The sequence below is a fragment of the Micromonospora humidisoli genome, from assembly GCF_016900955.1.
GTDB classification, from domain to species: Bacteria; Actinomycetota; Actinomycetes; order Mycobacteriales; family Micromonosporaceae; genus Micromonospora; species Micromonospora wenchangensis.
In genome coordinates this window covers 683,561-700,843 of the sequence record NZ_JAFEUO010000001.1, presented here as the reverse complement: position 1 = coordinate 700,843, position 17,283 = coordinate 683,561, and the positions used below count along the sequence as shown (strand labels likewise).

Below are 17,283 nucleotides of genomic sequence, written 5' to 3'. Positions count from 1 at the left end.
CCCGGACCGCGCGGTGCGGTCCGGGTCACCCGTGCCGCCGGTCACGGCGCTGCACCACCCGGGCGGGCGGCCACCGGCGGCGGGTCGGTCGGCCGGTCAGTGTGCCCCGACCAGCTCCGGCGTCGGTTCGGCCGGCGGGGTGGCGGCCTGCCGGTCGCGGCGGCGCAGGAAGCGGGGGGCCCACCAGTTGGCCTCGCCGAGCAGGGTCATCACCGACGGCAGCACCACCGCCCGGATGATCGTGGCGTCCAGCAGGATCGCCGCCGCCAGCCCGATGCCGAGCTGCTTCATGTCGATCGTGCTGAGCGAGGCGAAGATCGCGAACACCCCGACCATCACGATCGCCGCGCTGGTCACCACCCCGGCCGAGGAGGTGATGCCGTAGGCGACCGCGTCGGCGTTGGACCGGCCGGCGCGGATGCCCTCCCTGATCCGGCTGACGACGAAGACGTGGTAGTCCATCGAGAGCCCGAAGAGCACCACGAACAGGAACAGCGGTAGCCAGGAGACGATCGCCCCCATCGAGGTGAAACCGAGCAGGTCCTGCGCCCACTCGCCCTGGAAGACCAGCACCAGCAGGCCGTAGGCGGCCCCGGCGGAGAGCAGGTTGAGCAGGATCGAGGTCAGGGCGACCACCACCGACCGGAACGTCCAGGTCATCACCAGGAAGGTCAGCGCCAGCACGAACGCCATCACCAGGGGCAGCTTCTCCTTGATGTGCCGGGCGTAGTCCTCGCTGGCGGCGACCCCGCCGCCCACGGCGTACTCGACGCCGGGGATGCCGCGCAGCGCGGCCGGCAGCAGGTCGTCGCGGAGTTCGTGCAGGGAACGCACGGACCGGTCGTCCCGGCTGGCGTACGGGGTGGCCACCTCCAGCACGGACACCCGGCGGTCCGCCGACACCTCGATCTTCGGGCCGTCCGCCTCGGCCGGGGCGAACAGCGGGTCGGCGGCGGCGGTACGGGCCAGCCCGGTCAGCGCGGCCCGCACCCGGTCGGCCTGGTCGGCGGGGGCCCGTACGGCGACCGTGTGGCTGGTGCCGGTGCTCGGGAAGGCGGCGGTCAACCGGTCGTACGCCTGCATGGCCGGCGTGGTCCGGGGCAGGTCCTCCATGCCGGGGAACTTCAGCTTCATGCCGAGGGCCGGAGCGGCCAGAGCGAGCAGCAGCCCCACCGAGACGATCAGGGTGGCCCGGGGTGCGCGCAGCGCGGGCCGCAGCACCGCCGGCCAGAACCGGGGCCGGGCCGGCTGCCCGTGCCGCCCGGCGCGGGGGGCGGTGAGCCGCCACAGCAGCGGCACCCGGGGCCGGTCCACCCAGCGGCCCAGCTTGGCCAGCAGCGCCGGCAGCACGGTCAGCGAACCGGTCACCGCGACGGCCACCACCAGGATCGACCCGACGGCGAGGGAGGAGAAGACCACGTCGTCGGCGAGCATCAGGCCGGCCATCGAGATGATCACCGCGAAGCCGGAGACGACCACGGCGTGCCCGGACGTCTCGGCGGCGATCTCCACCGCGTCCAGCCCGGACCGGCCCTTGGCCCGTTCCTCCCGTTCCCGTCGGACGTAGAACAGCGAGTAGTCCACCCCGACGGCCATCCCGATCAGCAGGATCACGCTGGAGGTGGTGTCGGTGGCGGGCACCAGGTGGGAGGCGAGGGTGGACAGTCCCATCGCGGCGGCCACCGAGGAGAGCGCCAGCAGCACCGGCACCCCGGCGGCGATCAGCGCGCCGAACGCGACGATCAGGATGGCCAGGGTGACCGGCAGGCTGAGCAGCTCGGCCCGCTTGAAGTCCCGGCCCAGGGTGTCGTCCAGCGCCTGGTTGATCGACGGCCCACCGACCTGCTCGATCCGCAGCTGCGGGTGGGCGGTCTGGACCCCGGCGGTGGCGTCACGCAGCGGCTGCACCCGGTCGGCGGCGGTCTCCGGGTCACCGGCCATGGTGACCGGCACCAGCAGCGCGGCACCGTCGGCCGACGGCACCGGCTCGCCCACCGACGCCACCCCGGTGACCTGCCGCAGCCGGTCGGCCGCGTCGGTCGCCGCGGCCTGCGCGGCGGCCCGGTCCAGGGTGCCGGTACGCGGGGTGATCAGGATGTTCTCCACCGCCGGGTCGGTGAACTCGCCCGAGGTGACGATCACGTCGGCGTGACCGGACTCGCCGATCGCCTGGTCGGCCTGGGTGGCCTCGTTCAGGCCGGCGGCGTTGCCCCCGACGAAACACACCGCCACGAAAACCACCCAGAGCGCGATCGCGCGCCACGGGTGCTCCGCGCTCCACCGTGCCAACCGCACCGTCACCGGTCTGCCGCCCATCTGAGTCGGGCCCCCTTCCCGCCGGCGCCCTGCCGACCGTGCTGACGCTAGGGACGGCGACGCCGGGGCACATCGGGGAACGGCCCCGGCCCGCCCCCGAGGACGCGGGAGCGGTCGGGCCGGGCCGACCGGGACGACCGATCGGGTGGATCGGGGAAAATCCGGCGGCGTCCCGGGGTGGCGGCGGCGCGGCACACCGGCGCAACCCCGAACCGGATCGGGGTCAGCCCCTGAGGGCACCCCGGGGCCGGGGCTGACAGCGGGGGCAGCTGTACGACGACCGGTTCATGAACGCCTCCCGACGGATCGGCGCGCCGCACCGCCGGCAGGGCTCACCCTCCCGGCCGTAGACGTTCAGCGACCTGTCGAAGTAGCCGCTCTCCCCGTTGACGTTGACGTACAGGTCGTCGAAGCTGGTGCCGCCCTGCGTGATCGCCTCGCCGAGGACGTCCCGCACGTGCCCGAGCAGCCGGCCCGCAGCGGGGGCGGTCACCGCGTCGGTCGGGCGGGCACCGTGCAGCCGGGCCCGCCACAGGGCCTCGTCGGCGTAGATGTTGCCCACCCCGGACAGCAGCGTCTGGTCCAGCAGGGCCCGCTTGACCTCGGTACGCCTGCGGCGCAGGGCGGCGACGAACCCGGCGTCGGAGAACTCCGGGTCCATCGGGTCGCGGGCGATGTGGGCGATCTCGGCGGGCAGTTCGGCGCCGCCCTCGCTGACCGCGAGCCCGCCGAACGTCCGCTGGTCGACGAAGCGCAGTTGCGGGCCGTCGTCGGCGAACCGGAACCGGACCCGCAGGTGCAGTTCGTCGGCCGCCTCGGCCGGCTGGAGCAGCAACTGCCCCGACATGCCCAGGTGGCCGACGAGCGCGTCACCGCTGTCCAGTGGTAGCCAGAGGTACTTGCCGCGCCGCCGCACGTCGGTCACCGTCCGGCCGGCCAGCACGTCGGCGAAGTGCGCCGCGCCGGGCAGGTGCCGTCGCACGGCCCGGGGGTGACGCACCTCCACCGTCGCGATCCGCCGGCCGGTGACCCACTGGGCCAGCCCCTGCCGTACGGTCTCGACCTCGGGCAGTTCAGGCACGACCCAGTCCCGCCTCGGCGGTTTCGTCCCCCGCCGGCACCGCCGCGTCGGCGGCCGGTCCGTCGCCGTCGGCCCCCACCGTGCCGTCGCCGCTGGACCCGGTCGGGCTATCGCCGGTGGACCCGGGCGACGCGTCGGCGTCGGCGTCGGCGTCGGCCGGCCCGGTGCCGGCCCGGTCCTGCTCGGCCTGGGCGGTGAGTTCCCGCCAGGCCGCCTCGGCGGCCCGCTGCTCGGCCTCCTTCTTGCTGCGCCCCTCCGACCCGCCGTAGCGGTTGCCGGCCACCACCACCCAGGCGGTGAAGGTCTTCAGGTGGTCCGGGCCGGTGCCCTCGATCCGGTACTCGGGCACCCCCAGGCCCAGCGCGGCGGTCAACTCCTGGAGGCTGGTCTTCCAGTCCAGCGCCGCGCCCCGGCCCGCCGACTCGGCCATCAGCGGATCGAACAGCCGGTGGATGACGACCGCCGCGGTGTCCAGCCCGTGCTGGAGGTAGATCGCGCCGAGCAGCGCCTCCAGGGTGTCGGCCAGGATGCTCGCCTTGTCCCGCCCGCCGGTGGTCTCCTCGCCCTTGCCGAGCAGCAGGTAGGCGCCGAGCCCGTCCGGGCCGAGGCCCCGGGCCACGTCGGCCAGGGCACGCATGTTGACCACGCTGGCCCGCAGCTTGGCCAGTTGCCCCTCGGGCAGGTCGGGGTGGTTACGGAACAGCGCCGTGGTGATCACTACACCGAGCACCGAGTCGCCGAGGAACTCCAACCGCTCGTTGGTGGGCAGCCCGCCGTTCTCGTACGCGTACGACCGGTGGGTCAGGGCCCGCTCCAGCAGCTCGGCGTCGAGTGTCACCCCGAACGCCGCCTCCAGGTGGCTGACGGGTGCACGCCGCCGCTTGTCGTTGCTCATGTTCCTACCTCTGCTTCGGTCCCGCCGGGGTACGCGGGCGGATGACCCGCGTGCCGGGCGACGGGTGCGTTCTGGACCGCCGGGTCGGCCGGCGCGGGTCCGCTGTCCACGGCCACCCCGTGGACCCGGTCGGCGGCGGAACGGGTGGGGGCGTCCTCCCGCTCCGGGTCGGTTCCGTCGCCTGCGGGAACGAGCGCGACCTGCTCCCGGACCTGGTCGGTGGCCCGGCGACGCCAGAGGTGGGCGGCCAGGGCGATACCGGAGGCGACGTCGTCCGGGGTGGCCGCGCCGTGGCAGACCACCACCGTCCCGGCGACCCCGAGCAGGGCCGCCGCCCGCGGCGCCCCGCCGCTGGTCGGTGGGCCCCCGGCCATCGCGTACGCCCCCTCGATGGCCTTGAGCAGGATGTTGCCGGTGAAGCCGTCGGTGACCACCACGTCGGCGCGGATGCCGGACGTCACGTCGTACCCCTCGACCAGGCCGACGTAGCGGGCGTCGCCGGGCAACGCGGTGGCGGCGAGCAGGGGGTCGGCGGTGCGGCGCGGGCGGTCCCCCTTGCCGGCCTCGGTGCCGACCGAGAGCAGGCCGACCCGGGGGGCGGCAACGGCGTGGGCGACGGCGGCGTAGGCCGCGCCGAGCACGGCGTGCCGGGCCAGGGTGGCCGGGCGGGGTTCCAGCGAGCCGCCGACGTCGAGCAGCACCACCGGGCCGGAGACGGCCGGGAGCGTCGCCACCAGCGCGGGCCGGCGCACGTCGGGCCAGCGGCCGAAGCCGAGGGCGGCGGCGGAGACGGTGGCGCCGGTGGACCCGGCGGAGACGAGCGCGTCGGCGGCGCCGTCGCGGACGGCGGAGACGGCGGCCCGGACGGTGCTGTCGGCGCGGGGCGCGTGCTCGGTCGGCCCGGCGGCGGTACGGGTGGCGCGGATGGTGATCCGGGTGCGTTGCGCCGGGGTCAGGGCGTCGACGATCCCGGCCGCGACCTCGGTCGGGCCGACGAGCAGCAGGTGCAGGTCCGGGTCGGCCCGCACCGCCCGCAGAGCGCCGTCAACCACGACGGCGGGAGCATCGTCCCCGCCGAGGAGGTCAACGGCGATCCGCGCGGTGCCCGGCCCCCTCGTCGCGCCGGCCGGATCAGGCCGGACGGCATCGGAGGGGGCCGGAGCACCGGGCGATCGCCGGGGTGCGCGCGCCACCCGACCTGTGGTCGGGGGTGTCACTCGGCGTCCAGGTCAGACCTCGAGGACCTGGCGGCCGTTGTACGTGCCGCAGACGGAGCACGCCGCGTGCGGCAGCTTGGGGGACTTGCACTGCGGGCAGGCCACGGTCGCGACCACAGCCGCCTTCCAGTTCGCCCGGCGGGACCGGGTGTTGCTGCGCGACATCTTGCGCTTGGGGACGGCCACGGTTCCTACTCCTCTGTACGGTTCAGTTGCGACAGGCTCGCCCAACGCGGGTCGATCTGCTGGTGGCTGTGATCGGCCGGCAGATCGTCCCGGTGCACCCCGCATTCGGGGCACAGTCCCGGGCAGTCCTCCCGGCAGAGCGGGTTGGTCGGCAGCGTGAGCACCACCGCGTCCCGCAGCGCCGGCTCCAGGTCGATCAGATCGTCCTGCATCCGGCCCACCTCGTCCTCGTCGGTCGTGATGTCCGTGGTGCTGTTCTCGTACGCGTACAGCTCCTGGACGTTCACGGTCAACGAGTAGTCGATCGCGCGCAGGCAACGACCGCACTCGCCCTGGACGGGACCGGTCACGGTCCCGGAGACGAGCACGCCCTCGGACACCGACTCCAACCTCAGGTCGAGGTCGAGGTCCGCGCCCTCCGGCACGCCGATCAACTCCACGCCGAGGTCCGCCGGTGCCGGCACGACCCGCCGATGCGTACGCAACGCGCCAGGGCGACGCGGCAGGTCCCTCGTGTCGAGGACCAGCGGCGCCCTGGGGTTGAGTGATGAAGGCGAGTGTTTGGGCATAGTCAGACTCCGGCCGGTGAGAGGCCGACAAAAAAGGTTACCTGGGCGACCGCCGGGTCGTCGAACCGGGGGCGACGCCCGACCCGTCCGTCGGTGGGATGAGGTGCCGCTCAGAAGGGTAACGGGCGTTCCGCCTCGTCCCCACCGAAGGTGCCGATCTCCCGCAGCGCGTGCATCTTGTCCCGCCCGCGCTCGATCGAGGCCAGCGCCCGGGTGAGGAACTGCTCGAAGTTCGCCAGCGCGGTGTCGACGTAGTCGTCGACCTCCTCGCGCAGCCGCTGCGCCTCGGCGCGGGCCTCGGCGATGATCCGGGCCCCCTCGTGCTCGGCGGAGACGGTGATCTCGTTCACCGAGACCAGCCGGGCGTGTTCCGCCTCACCCTCGCTGATGATCCGGTCGGCCTCCCGCTTACCGGCCTCCATGATCTTGTCCCGCTCCTCCAGCAGGGCGGCGGCGCGGCGCAGGTCGGCGGGGAGGTCGGCGCGCATCTCGTCGAGAGCGGCGATCATCTCGCCCCGGTCGACCATGCAGTTGTTGCGCGACATCGGGACGGAGCGCGCCTGCTCCAGCACGCCGATCAGTTCGTCGATGCGATCGAGCGGGTCCACCGGTACCTCACCCCTGTCGTTCGTCTGCCGACCTACATGATGCGGCCTGCGCCCGACTTCGGCGCTGCACCACATGATGTCGTGCCCCGGCCACCACCGCCGCCACCACCCCGCCCCGACGCGCCGCCCGGTCCGCTGCGGCCCCGCCTCCGGCTGGGCGGGGGCGTACGGTCAGGGACGCGGGACGGTCAGCCGGGCCTGGAGCGCCCGGCGGACGGTGTCGGGCACGTGGGAGGAGATGTCGCCGCCCCACTTCGCCACGTCCTTGACCAGGCTGGAGGAGAGGAAGGAGTAGAGCGGGTTGGTCGGCATGAACAGCGTCTCCACGCCGGCCAGGCCGATGTTCATCTGCGCCATCTGCAACTCGTAGTCGAAGTCGCTGACCGCCCGCAGGCCCTTGATCAGCACACTCGCCTCCTGTGCCCGGCAGAAGTCGACGAGCAGCCCCCGGAAGGACGCGACCCGGACGTTGCCGTACGAGGAGGTCACCTCGCGGAGCATGTCGATCCGCTCCTCGACGGTGAACAGGCCGCTCTTGGACTGGTTCACCAGCACGCCGACGATCACCTCGTCGAAGAGCCGGCTGGCCCGTCCGATGATGTCGAGGTGGCCGTTGGTGACCGGGTCGAACGAGCCGGGACACACCGCACGTCTCATGATCGGCGACCGTACCAAAGAGTGGTCTCGCCGTAACGCCGGCTGCGCCCGGCAGTGATGCCCTGCACCCAGTCGACCGGGCCGCCCCGGGTGGACCGCTCGACCACCACCAGCGCGTCGGGGGCCAGCCAGTCGTGCTCCACCAGCCCGGTCAGCAGGGCGGTGATCTCGTCGTCCGGCACCGCGTACGGGGGGTCGGCGAAGACCACGTCGTACGGCGCGTCGCCGGGCCCGGCCGCGACCACCCCGGCCACCCTGCCGGTGACCAGCCGGGCGGCAGGGGCGGCCCGCAGCGCGGCGACGTTCTCCCGGATCACCCGGGCGGCGCGGGGGTCGGACTCGACGAGCAGCACGTGCGCCGCACCCCGGGACAACGCCTCCAGGCCGACCGCGCCGGAGCCGGCGTACAGGTCGGCGAAGCGTGCCCCGTCCAGGTCCACCTCGGCGCTGACGGCGCTGAACAGCGCCTCCCGGACCCGGTCGGAGGTCGGCCGGGTGCCGCCGCCGGCGGGTGCGGCGATCCGGCGTCCGCCGAGCGTGCCGGCCACGATCCGGGTCACGGTCTGCCCCTGTGCATGCCTGTGACGCTACGCGACGGGCGGCGCGGGCCGGCGACGCGGTGCACCCCGACCGGGTGACGGAGTGATCACTTCGGGTATATCAATGATCTCATATGTATAACAACACTCCGGGTGCCGGCTGTGCACTGTGTCCGTATCGACGGGCCCACTAGGGTCGGCCCGGTGCCGGTGCCGCTCCGCCGGCCAGGGCGCCGCACCGGCGTCGTCACGGCACTCCCAGATCCTGCCGTGACCCGGCAGACGCCACCCCCGCCGCGCCCTGACGCATCTTCACCCCGGGAGTACGCGTGATCCGTCCCCCGCTGTCGCCACGGCGACCGCTCGCCGTGACCGCCGCCGCGCTGGCCGGCCTGGCCACGGTCCTCGCCCTGACCGCCCCGGCGGGCGCCACCTCAGCCTCACCGTCACCGACGGCCACGCCGACGGCGACCGCCACGCCGAGCGCGACGGCCACCACCCCGCCCGGCGGGGAGCCCGCGCCGTCCTGCGTCGCCGCCGCCGACGCGCGCTACACGCACACCTTCGACGGGCCGGCGGGCAAGGCGTCGATCACGCTGACCAACGGCCCGCTGTGCCGGGGTGAGGAGCAGGACCTGGCCCTGGTGTCGTACGTGACGCCGTCGGCGAAGTTCGCCGTCCCGCAGTACGTGCTCGACAAGTCGGTCAAGAAGTTCACCGGGGTGGCCCCGGGCGAGCTGGGCGTGGCCACCCTCGACTTCGCCGTCGAGGTGCCCAACTGCTACACCCAGGTCGACTTCGTCTTCGGCAGCAAGCTGATCGACCCGCTGACCGACACCAGCGACCGGTACGGCGACCGCAAGGTCGGCAGCCCGAGCGGCATCGGCGCCCGCTCCACCGGCCCGAGCGCCTGGTACAACGGCGGCTCGGGCACCTGCTCGGCGGCACCGGAGGTGATCGCCGAGTCCGACTGCGACGGCAACGTCGAGCTGACCCTGGTCAACCGCAGCGGCAACGCCGAGGCGACCTTCGCCATCGTCGGCAGCGGCGGCTTCACCGAGAAGGTGACCGTCCCGCTCCGCAAGATCGAGACCCGCAAGCTCAGCGCCGGCGAGGCGCAGGAGATCACCGTCACCGCCCCCGGCATGAAGGACTTCACCGGCGGCTGGCAGAAGCCCGCCGACTGCCAGCAGCCCGAGGCCGGCACCCCCGACGCCAGCTACGAGTCGAGCTGCGACAAGATGACCTTCCGGATCAGCAACCCGGAGGACGGCACCCCGCTGACCTCGGTGTTCACCCCCAACAAGGGCGAACCGAAGAAGCTCACCGTCGAGCCCGGCCGGACCGGGACGGTCAGCTTCCCGGCCAGCAAGGGGCTCACCGTCACCGTCACCGGTGACCTCGACTCCGGCGGCCCGCTGAAGTGGGAGCAGCCGAAGGACTGCCCGTCCACCGGCGGCGGCGGTGGTGGCGGCGGCGACCAGGACGGCGGCCTCCCGGTGACCGGTGCGGCGGCCGGCGCCATCGCGGCCGGCGCGGCCACCCTGCTGGTGGCCGGCGCGGTGCTCTTCCTCGTCGCCCGACGTCGGCGGATCCGCTTCACCGTCTGACCGCAACACCGCTGACCCGCACCACGACGCAGGCGCGTGCCGACCGGATCGTCGGCACGCGCCTGCGTCGCTCTCTGGCCCCGGCGCGGAGCCGATTGGACGGAGCAGACGCGGTTGCCGACACCACGACCGCCAACCGCTCCAGCGCTACCCGGTACCTCGCGGGCACCAATAACCTCATGGGCGTCCTTTAGATCTGATGACGTTGACGATTCACCGCACGAACCGACCCGAAACCCACCGAAACGAACCGGACGGAGTGGACCCGACAGCCGCGAACTCCGAGACCGGGCAGGCTGCCACGGCTTGATGCGTCAACGTCATCAGCTCTAAAGGACGCGGATGAACCATGCTCCGCTGCCGTCACTCACCGAGCGCCGCCACCGCGCGCCACCGCCACCCCGCCCGCCAGACACCCGCAGCGGGTGCCGGCACGTCAGCACCCGTCCGACGACCCACCAGCGGCCCCTCGGCCACAGCGGGTCGTCACGCCGGAACCGGGACCGATCGGGGGCGGTCAGCCCTTCTCCAGGTACTCCGCGCGCTCCTCGTCGACCAGGGCGGCGACCGAGGCGGCCAACGCCGGGTGCCGCGAAAGCTCCGGGTCCTGGTCGACCAGGGTGACCGCCTCGGCCCGCGCGTCGCGGATCAGGTCGGCGTCGCGCAGCAGGGAGAGCAGCCGCAGGTGGGAACGGTGGCCGGACTGGGTCGCGCCCAGCACGTCGCCCTCCCGGCGCTGCTCCAGATCCAGCTCGGCCAGCTTGAACCCGTCGGTGGTGGAGGCGACCGCGTCCAGCCGTTCCCGCGCCGACGAGCCCTCGGCCGCCTCGCTGACCAGCAGGCACAGCCCGGGGGCCGACCCCCGGCCGACCCGGCCCCGGAGCTGGTGCAGCTGCGAGACGCCGAACCGGTCGGCGTCCAGCACGATCATCACGGTGGCGTTGGGTACGTTCACGCCGACCTCGACCACCGTGGTGGCGACCAGCACGTCGAGGTCGCCGTCGGCGAAGGACCGCATCACCGCGTCCTTCTCGTCGGCGGGCAGCCGGCCGTGCAGGACGCCGATCCGCAGCCCGTGCAGCGGCCCCTCGGCGAGCAGCGGCGCCACCTCGGTCACCGCCAGCGGTGGACGTCGACCGTTGTCGTCCTCGCGCGGTGGTTCCTCCTCGGCCGCCGGCCCCTCACCGATCCGCGGGCACACCACGTACGCCTGGTGGCCGGCGGTGACCTCCTCGCGGACCCGCCGCCAGGCCCGGTCCAGGAAGGCCGGTTTCTCCGCCACCGGCACCACGTGCGAGGCGATCGGGGAGCGCCCCTGCGGCAACTGGGACAGGGTGGAGGTCTCCAGGTCGCCGTAGACGGTCATCGCCACCGTGCGGGGGATCGGGGTGGCCGTCATGACCAGCACGTGCGGCGGCTGGTCGGCCTTGGCGCGCAGCGCGTCGCGCTGTTCCACGCCGAACCGGTGCTGCTCGTCGACCACCACCAGGCCCAGGTCGGCGAAGTCGACCCCCTCGTAGAGCAGGGCGTGGGTGCCGAGCACGATGCCCGCCCGCCCCTGCGCGACCTCGGCCAGCGCCCGCCGCCGGGCCGCCGCGCCCAGCGAGCCGGTGACCAGCTCCACCCGGGTCGCGTCGTCGGCCGCGCCCAGCTCACCGGCCTGCGCCAGCGGGCCGAGCAGGTCGAGCATGCCCCGGTGGTGCTGGGCGGCGAGCACCTCGGTCGGGGCCAGCAGCGCCGCCTGGCCGCCCGCGTCGACCACCTGGAGCATCGCCCGCAACGCCACCACCGTCTTGCCCGACCCGACCTCGCCCTGCAACAGCCGGTGCATCGGATGCGGGGTGGCCAGGTCGGCGGCGATCTCGACACCGACGTCGCGCTGCCCGGGGGTCAGCTCGTAGGGCAGCCGGGCGTCGAACGCGTCGAGCAGGCCACCCGTCTTCGCCGGGCGCGCCTTCGCCGGCCAGGACGCCGCCCGCAGCTTGCGCTGCACCAGGGTCAGCTGCACGGCGAACGCCTCGTCCCACTTGAGCCGGCGACGGGCCCGGTACAGCTCCTCCTTGCTGGACGGCCGGTGGATCTCGCGCAGTGCGGTGCCGATGCCGACCAGCTTCCGGTCGACCCGCAGCGACGTCGGCAACGGGTCGTCGGGCGGGGTGACGGTGTCCAGCACCACCCGGACACACCTGGCGATCACCCAGGTCGGCACGGCGGCGGCGGCCGGATAGACCGGGATCAGCGCCCCGGCGAACTCCTCGACCTCCTCGGAGGCCGCCACCTCGCCCTCGCCCCCCTCGCCGAGCAGCACGTACTCGGGGCCGTTGAGCTGCCGCCTGCCCCGGAACTCGGTGACCTTGCCGGCGAACAGCCCCCACCGACCCGGGCGCAGCTCGCGTTCCCGCCACGCCTGGTTGCCGAAGAACGTCAACGTCAGCGTCCCGCCGGAGTTGTCGCCGACGGTCACCTCCAGCAGGTTGCCCCGGCGCTGCCGCATCGGGCGCACCGCCGTGCGCTGCACCTGGGCCAGCACGGTGACCTGCTCACCGACGTCCAGCGAACGGATGTCGGTGTGTTCGCCGCGCTCGTCGTAGCGGCGCGGGAAGTGGTACATCAGGTCACCTGCGGTGTGCAGGTCGAGATGACCGGCGAGCGCCTTGGCGGTCTTCTCCCCCACCAGCTTGGTCAGCGCGGTGTCCACCGTGGCCGGCTCGGACGTCGTCATTCGACCCCCACCAGGAGCGGATAGTGCGGTTGCCCACCCGGGTACGCCTGCACCTCGACGAAGGGCCAACGCCGGGCCACGTGCTCCCGGACCGCCTCGGCGAGCCCGGCCGGGGCGTCCGCGCCGGTGAGCAGGGTGACCAGCTCACCACCGCCGCCGAGCATCCGGTCGACCACGGCGGCGCAGGTGTCGACCAGGTCACTGCCGATCAGGTGGACCTCCCCCTCGACCAGGGCCAGCACGTCACCGGGGCGGCACGGGCCGGCCACGGTGAGCGCCTCCCGGCTGGCATGGCACACCTCGGCGTACCGGCAGGCACCGGCCGCCTCGGCCATCGCGATGACGTCGTCGGTGAAGCGGCGCTGCGGGTCGCGGACGGCGAGCGCGGCCAGCGCCTGCACCGGTGAACGGGTCGGCACCACGCTGACCTTCACCCCGAGCCGGTACGCCTCCCGGGCGGCGGCGTTCGCCACCGCCTGGGTGTTCGGGTCGTTGGGCAGGACCACCACCCGGGCGGCGGCGGTGGCCCGGATGGCGTCCAGCAGTTCGCCGGTGGACGGGTTGCCCGGCACCACCGTCGCCCCCTCCCCGCCGAGGAGGTCGGCGATGCCGACGCCTGTCGCGACCACCACGGCCGCCCGGCCGTCGGGGGCCGGCGGGGCCTGGTCGGCGAAGCGGGTCACCGAGATCCGGTACGGCCGGCCGGCCGCCACCCCCGCCTCGACGGCCGCCCCCACGTCGTTGACGTGGACGTGGACGTTCCAGGTGGTGGACCCGGTGGGTGAGCCGTCGTCGCCGACCACCACCAGCGAGTCGCCCAGGGTGGCCAGTTCGGCGCGCAACCGGCTCACCGCCTCGGGCGGGGCGTCGAGCAGGAACTGCACCTCGTAGGCGTACTCGGGGGAACCGGTCTCCCGGACGACGGTCGACGCCGGGCGCACCGGGCGGGCCACCGGCGGCGGCCCGGGCGGGGCCTCCCCGGTGACCACCTCGACCAGCGCGTCGAGCAGCAGGCAGAGCCCCCGGCCACCGGCGTCGACCACCCCGGCGCGGGCCAGCGCGGGCAACTGCTCGGGGGTGCGGGCCAGGGCGCGGGCGGCCTCCCCGGCGGCGGCCCGGACCACGGTGCGCAGGTCGTCGCTGTCGGCCCGTTCGGCGGCGGTCGCGGCGGCGGCGGCCACGCTGAGCACGGTGCCCTCGACCGGCTGGGCGACCGCGGCGTAGGCGGCGGTGCTGGCGGCGCGCAGCGCGGCGGCCAGCGCCCGGCCGGCGACGGTGGGCACCACCCCGAGGGCGTCGGCGAGGCCGCGCAGCAGCTGCGAGAGGATCACCCCGGAGTTGCCCCGCGCACCGAGCAGCGCACCCCGGGCCATCAGCCGCAGCGCCCGCCCGTGCGCGGTCGGGCCGTCCTCGGGCAGGGTGCCGGGTTCCATCGTCAGCGCCTGCTGGGCAGAGGTGAGGGTGAGCACGAGGTTGGTGCCGGTGTCCCCGTCGGGCACGGGGTAGACGTTCAGCTCGTCGATCTCGCCCTGGTGCCGGCGCAGCGCGGCCAGACCGCTCGCGCACCAGCGGCGTACCGCGGCGGCGTCGAGGGTGTCCAGCACGGCCAGAAGCCTACTGGCGGCGACCGACACCCGCCGGGGTCGGCTGGCGTGTCCCGGTCCGGTTCGGGCGTGACGTCCCGGTCCGGGGTGGCCGACCGGGCCGGGCGGCGGGGGCCGGGACGGGCGGTTGGTCCTGCCCGGAGTGCATCGGGTACCCTGGCCAGGTTGTCCGGGCAGCGCCTGCCGGCGACCTCATGAACGTATCAATCTCAGGAGTATCCCGTGGCTAGCGTGTGCGACGTCTGTGGCAAGGGGCCGGGCTTCGGCCACAACGTGCCCTGGTCCAAGAAGAAGACCAACCGCCGCTGGAACCCGAACATCCAGTCGGTGCGTACCCCGGCCGGTGGGGGCACCACCAAGAAGCTCCAGGTCTGCACCTCGTGCATCAAGGCCGGCAAGGTCACCCGCGCCTGACCTGGCGACGCCTCCACCGCCCCAGCTCCGATCAGTACCGGCGGGCCTTGCGGCCCGCCGGTACTGTCGTGTCCCCGCAATCCGGTGGCCGACCCGTACGGAGGACGACCGTTGGACCTCGACCTGGGCCGCGACGAGATGATCGTCGTGGGCGCCTCGCTCGGCATGTTGCACTGGTTCGCCGAGGAGTTGCCGCCGGGCAGCGTGGTGCTCGTCGAGGAGCCGGAGATCATCGCCCGGCGGAACCTCACCACGACGGCCGCCCGGCTGCCGGTGGTCTCCCGGGTGGTGCCCGCCCGCTACCAGACCGGCCTGGACGTCGACAAGCTGCTCGCCGGTGAGCCGGGGCTGGCCTCCGCCCGGCTGGTGATGCCCGGCCTGGAGTACGCGGTCGGGGCCACCGCCCGGCTCGCCGAACGGCTGGGCCTGCCCGGTGCCGGATCGCACGCCGCCGACGTCTTCTCCGACAAGCACCGGATGCGCCTGCTGGCCGACCGGGCCGGGCTGGCCAATCCGGCGTACGAGCTGGTCGACTCCCCGCAGCGGGCAGCGGCGTTCGCGGCCCGGTTCGGTGGCCGGTGCGTGTTGAAGCCGACCCGTCGCTCCGGCAGCCTCGGCGTGCAGCTGGTCGACGCCGCCGACGACGTGGCGGCGGCCTGGTCGGCGACCGCCGCCCCGGAGGCACCGGTGGAGGCGGCCACCGACCTGCCCACCGAGGTGCTTGTCGAGCAGACCCTGGTCGGTCCGGAGTACAGCGTCGAACTGCTGGTCGCCGACGGCGAGGTGTGTTTCGGCAACGTCACCGACAAGCGGGTGCTGCCCGGTCGCCGCCCGGTGGAGACCGGGCACACGGTCCCCTCGGCGCTGCCGGCGGCCGGCCGCGCGGAACTCGTCGCGGCGGCCACCCGGCTGGCGGCGGCGGCCGGCTTCGGCAGCGGTGTGCTGCACAGCGAGTGGATCGTCGCCGACGGGGTGCCGACGCTGGTGGAGTGCGCCGCCCGGCTGCCCGGCGACATGATCGCCGCGCTGATCTCGGTGGCGTACGAGTGCAGTTTCATCGACGCCTACCTGCGGACGCTGCGCGGCGAGCGGCCCCGGCTGCCGGCCCGGCCGTCCGGGGCGGCGGCGGTGGAGTTCCTGCTGCCGCCGCCGGGGACGCTGACCGCGGTCGACGGGCTGCGCGACGCCCGCCGGGTGTCCGGCGTCCTCGCCGTGCAGCTCGACGTGGCCGTCGGGGACCGGGTCGGCGAGGTCACCTCGTCGGTACGCCGGGGCGGGCACGTGCTGGCCTGGGGCGTCGACCCGGCCGAGGCGGCGGCCACCGCCCGCGCCGGCGCCGACCGGCTCCGGTTCACCGTCGCCTGACGCCGCCGCACCGGCCGGGTGAATCCGGATTCACCCGGCCCCGGCGGGCGGGTCAGAGTGTCTGGCCGAACGACAGGCAGCCGGGGGCGTCGGCGTAGTAGCCGAAGTTGGCGATCCGCTCGTACCCCGCCGAGGTGTAGAGGGCGACCGCCTCGGGTTGCCGGTCACCGCACTCCAGGATGACCCGCTCGCGCCCGTGCCGACGGGCCGACTCCTCGATGGCGGCGAGCAGGGCGCGGGCCACCCCGCGTCCCCGCACGACCGGGGTGGTGTACATCCGCTTCAGCTCGGCGGCGTCCGCGCCGTGGCTGCGCCACCCGGCACAGCCGACCGGCTCGCCGTCGAGGTGGGCGACGAGGAATTCGCCGTGCGGCGGGACGAACTCGGTGGGGTCGACGGGGGTCTCGTCGCCGCTGCCGCCGTAGCGGACGCCCAGGTCGGCCATTGTCGCCCGGATGAGCGTCTGGGCCACCGGCGCGTCGAAGCCCACCGGCCGGATCTCGATCTCACTCACGGGGTGAAGGGTACGACCGCCCCTTACCGGAAGTGGTCCCAGCCGGCCGGTCCGTCGTACGCGTCACCATCGACTGTCACCCCGCCGCCCTCGACCACCAGGCCCACCGCGCGCCACGGGGGCGGCAACGCCACCGTCGGGGGGAAGGTGGCGGCCAGGGCGTGATCGTCGCCACCGGCCAGGATCCAGGTGTACGGGTCGACGCCGAGCGCCTGGGCGGCGTCCCGCATCTGCGGGGGTACCTCGAAGGCGTCCCGGCGCAGGTCGACACCGACACCGCTGGCCTTCGCCAGGTGCCCCAGGTCGGCCAGCAACCCGTCCGACACGTCGATCATGGCGGTGACGCCGAGCCGGGCGGCCTCCGGTCCGGCCGGGTAGGGCACCTCCGGCCGCCGGTACGCCTCGACCAGCACCCGGGGGGTGCGGAACCCACGGGAGAGCACGGTCAGCCCGGCGGCGGCCCAGCCGGTGCGGCCGGCGAGCGCCACCACGTCACCCGGCCGGGCGCCGGAGCGGACCACCGGGGCCCGACCCGCCAGGTCGCCGAGGGCGGTCACCGCGATGGTCAGGGTGGGGCTGGCGGACATGTCCCCACCGACCACCCCCGCGTCGACCAGTGCCGCCTCGGCGGCCAGCCCGTCGGCCAACTCCTCCACCCAGGCGGTGTCCAGGTCGGCGGGGATGCAGAGGGCGACCAGCAGGGCGGTGGGGGTGGCCCCCATGGCGGCGATGTCGGCAAGGTTGGCCGCCGCCGCCCGGTGCCCGACGTCCCGCGCGCCCGACCAGTCCCGCCGGAAGTGCCGCCCCTCGACCAGCACGTCGGTGGAGGCGACCACCCGCCGGTCGCCGGCGGCCACCACGGCGGCGTCGTCGCCCGGCCCGAGCAGGCAGAACGATCCGTACGTCAGCCGGGCGGTCACCCGGTCGATGAGGCCGAACTCGCCCACGTCCGCGACACCCATGTCTTCCTTCCGACACGCTCGCTA

Annotated in this window: 15 protein-coding genes and 1 pseudogene; 3 read left to right on the top strand and 13 right to left on the bottom strand. The window is 74.3% G+C overall.

Features of this window, described 5'->3' with window-relative positions:
- Nucleotides 1-96: 96 nt before the first annotated feature.
- From JQN84_RS03085 to rsmD, 9 genes and pseudogenes are all read right to left on the bottom strand, one after another.
- Nucleotides 97-2,316 carry an MMPL family transporter gene (locus tag JQN84_RS03085; RefSeq protein ID WP_204956851.1) on the bottom strand — a complete coding sequence of 740 codons (2,220 nt, stop codon included), beginning with the start codon at nucleotides 2,314-2,316 and terminating at the stop codon, nucleotides 97-99.
- A 223-nt stretch (nucleotides 2,317-2,539) separates the two neighbouring features.
- Nucleotides 2,540-3,397, bottom strand: a complete 858-nt coding sequence (gene mutM / locus JQN84_RS03080) for a bifunctional DNA-formamidopyrimidine glycosylase/DNA-(apurinic or apyrimidinic site) lyase (RefSeq protein ID WP_204956850.1) — start codon at nucleotides 3,395-3,397, stop codon at nucleotides 2,540-2,542.
- Nucleotides 3,390-4,292, bottom strand: a complete 903-nt coding sequence (gene rnc / locus JQN84_RS03075) for a ribonuclease III (RefSeq protein WP_239484641.1) — start codon at nucleotides 4,290-4,292, stop codon at nucleotides 3,390-3,392. Before rnc ends, mutM begins: the two co-directional genes overlap by 8 nt.
- A 152-nt stretch (nucleotides 4,293-4,444) precedes the next feature.
- Nucleotides 4,445-5,386, bottom strand: a pseudogene (locus tag JQN84_RS03070) (phosphate acyltransferase PlsX); the annotation flags it as partial.
- A 135-nt stretch (nucleotides 5,387-5,521) separates the two neighbouring features.
- Nucleotides 5,522-5,695: a 50S ribosomal protein L32 gene (gene rpmF, locus JQN84_RS03065; protein WP_088646032.1), complete on the bottom strand. Its 174-nt coding sequence runs from the start codon at nucleotides 5,693-5,695 to the stop codon at nucleotides 5,522-5,524.
- 5 nt (nucleotides 5,696-5,700) lie between these two features.
- Nucleotides 5,701-6,264 carry a YceD family protein gene (locus JQN84_RS03060; protein WP_204956849.1) on the bottom strand — a complete coding sequence of 188 codons (564 nt, stop codon included), beginning with the start codon at nucleotides 6,262-6,264 and terminating at the stop codon, nucleotides 5,701-5,703.
- A 110-nt stretch (nucleotides 6,265-6,374) separates the two neighbouring features.
- Nucleotides 6,375-6,872, bottom strand: a complete 498-nt coding sequence (locus JQN84_RS03055; protein WP_204956848.1) for an SPFH domain-containing protein — start codon at nucleotides 6,870-6,872, stop codon at nucleotides 6,375-6,377.
- A gap of 171 nt (nucleotides 6,873-7,043) precedes the next feature.
- The gene (gene coaD, locus JQN84_RS03050) at nucleotides 7,044-7,529 is read right to left on the bottom strand and encodes a pantetheine-phosphate adenylyltransferase (RefSeq protein ID WP_088646035.1); all 486 of its coding nucleotides are present in this window, start codon (nucleotides 7,527-7,529) and stop codon (nucleotides 7,044-7,046) included.
- Entirely contained in the window at nucleotides 7,526-8,089 is a 564-nt protein-coding gene (gene rsmD / locus JQN84_RS03045) for a 16S rRNA (guanine(966)-N(2))-methyltransferase RsmD (protein ID WP_204956847.1), read from the bottom strand. Before rsmD ends, coaD begins: the two co-directional genes overlap by 4 nt.
- Before the next feature lie 308 nt (nucleotides 8,090-8,397).
- On the opposite strand from rsmD, the gene JQN84_RS03040 reads away from it, so the two are divergent.
- Nucleotides 8,398-9,678 (top strand): hypothetical protein, encoded by a 1,281-nt coding sequence (locus JQN84_RS03040; protein ID WP_204956846.1) that lies wholly within the window; start codon nucleotides 8,398-8,400, stop codon nucleotides 9,676-9,678.
- Between the two features lie 517 nt (nucleotides 9,679-10,195).
- On the opposite strand, the gene recG is transcribed toward JQN84_RS03040, so the two are convergent.
- The gene (gene recG / locus JQN84_RS03035) at nucleotides 10,196-12,400 is read right to left on the bottom strand and encodes an ATP-dependent DNA helicase RecG (protein WP_204956845.1); all 2,205 of its coding nucleotides are present in this window, start codon (nucleotides 12,398-12,400) and stop codon (nucleotides 10,196-10,198) included.
- A complete protein-coding gene (locus JQN84_RS03030) occupies nucleotides 12,397-14,004 on the bottom strand; it encodes a DAK2 domain-containing protein (RefSeq protein ID WP_204956844.1) in 1,608 nt (535 codons plus the stop codon). Before JQN84_RS03030 ends, recG begins: the two co-directional genes overlap by 4 nt.
- A 222-nt stretch (nucleotides 14,005-14,226) precedes the next feature.
- On the opposite strand from JQN84_RS03030, the gene rpmB reads away from it, so the two are divergent.
- Nucleotides 14,227-14,418, top strand: coding sequence for a 50S ribosomal protein L28 (rpmB, locus tag JQN84_RS03025; protein WP_046569512.1), 192 nt, complete (start codon nucleotides 14,227-14,229; stop codon nucleotides 14,416-14,418).
- A gap of 111 nt (nucleotides 14,419-14,529) precedes the next feature.
- The gene (locus tag JQN84_RS03020) at nucleotides 14,530-15,783 is read left to right on the top strand and encodes an ATP-grasp domain-containing protein (RefSeq protein WP_204956843.1); all 1,254 of its coding nucleotides are present in this window, start codon (nucleotides 14,530-14,532) and stop codon (nucleotides 15,781-15,783) included.
- A 52-nt stretch (nucleotides 15,784-15,835) separates the two neighbouring features.
- Here JQN84_RS03020 and JQN84_RS03015 read toward each other — a convergent pair whose 3' ends face one another.
- Nucleotides 15,836-16,297 carry a GNAT family N-acetyltransferase gene (locus JQN84_RS03015; protein WP_204956842.1) on the bottom strand — a complete coding sequence of 154 codons (462 nt, stop codon included), beginning with the start codon at nucleotides 16,295-16,297 and terminating at the stop codon, nucleotides 15,836-15,838.
- Between the two features lie 23 nt (nucleotides 16,298-16,320).
- Complete coding sequence (locus tag JQN84_RS03010) at nucleotides 16,321-17,259, bottom strand: thiamine-phosphate kinase (RefSeq protein WP_204956841.1); 939 nt, start codon at nucleotides 17,257-17,259, stop codon at nucleotides 16,321-16,323.
- Nucleotides 17,260-17,283: the final 24 nt, after the last annotated feature.

Bases quoted from the DNA above. Each gene is read 5' to 3' on its own strand.
- JQN84_RS03060 (WP_204956849.1), bottom strand. From the start codon at position 6,264: ATGCCCAAACACTCGCCTTCATCACTCAACCCCAGGGCGCCGCTGGTC.
- JQN84_RS03010 (WP_204956841.1), bottom strand. From the start codon at position 17,259: ATGGGTGTCGCGGACGTGGGCGAGTTCGGCCTCATCGACCGGGTGACC.
- coaD (WP_088646035.1), bottom strand. From the start codon at position 7,529: ATGAGACGTGCGGTGTGTCCCGGCTCGTTCGACCCGGTCACCAACGGC.
- JQN84_RS03085 (WP_204956851.1), bottom strand. From the start codon at position 2,316: ATGGGCGGCAGACCGGTGACGGTGCGGTTGGCACGGTGGAGCGCGGAG.
- recG (WP_204956845.1), bottom strand. From the start codon at position 12,400: ATGACGACGTCCGAGCCGGCCACGGTGGACACCGCGCTGACCAAGCTG.
- rnc (WP_239484641.1), bottom strand. From the start codon at position 4,292: ATGAGCAACGACAAGCGGCGGCGTGCACCCGTCAGCCACCTGGAGGCG.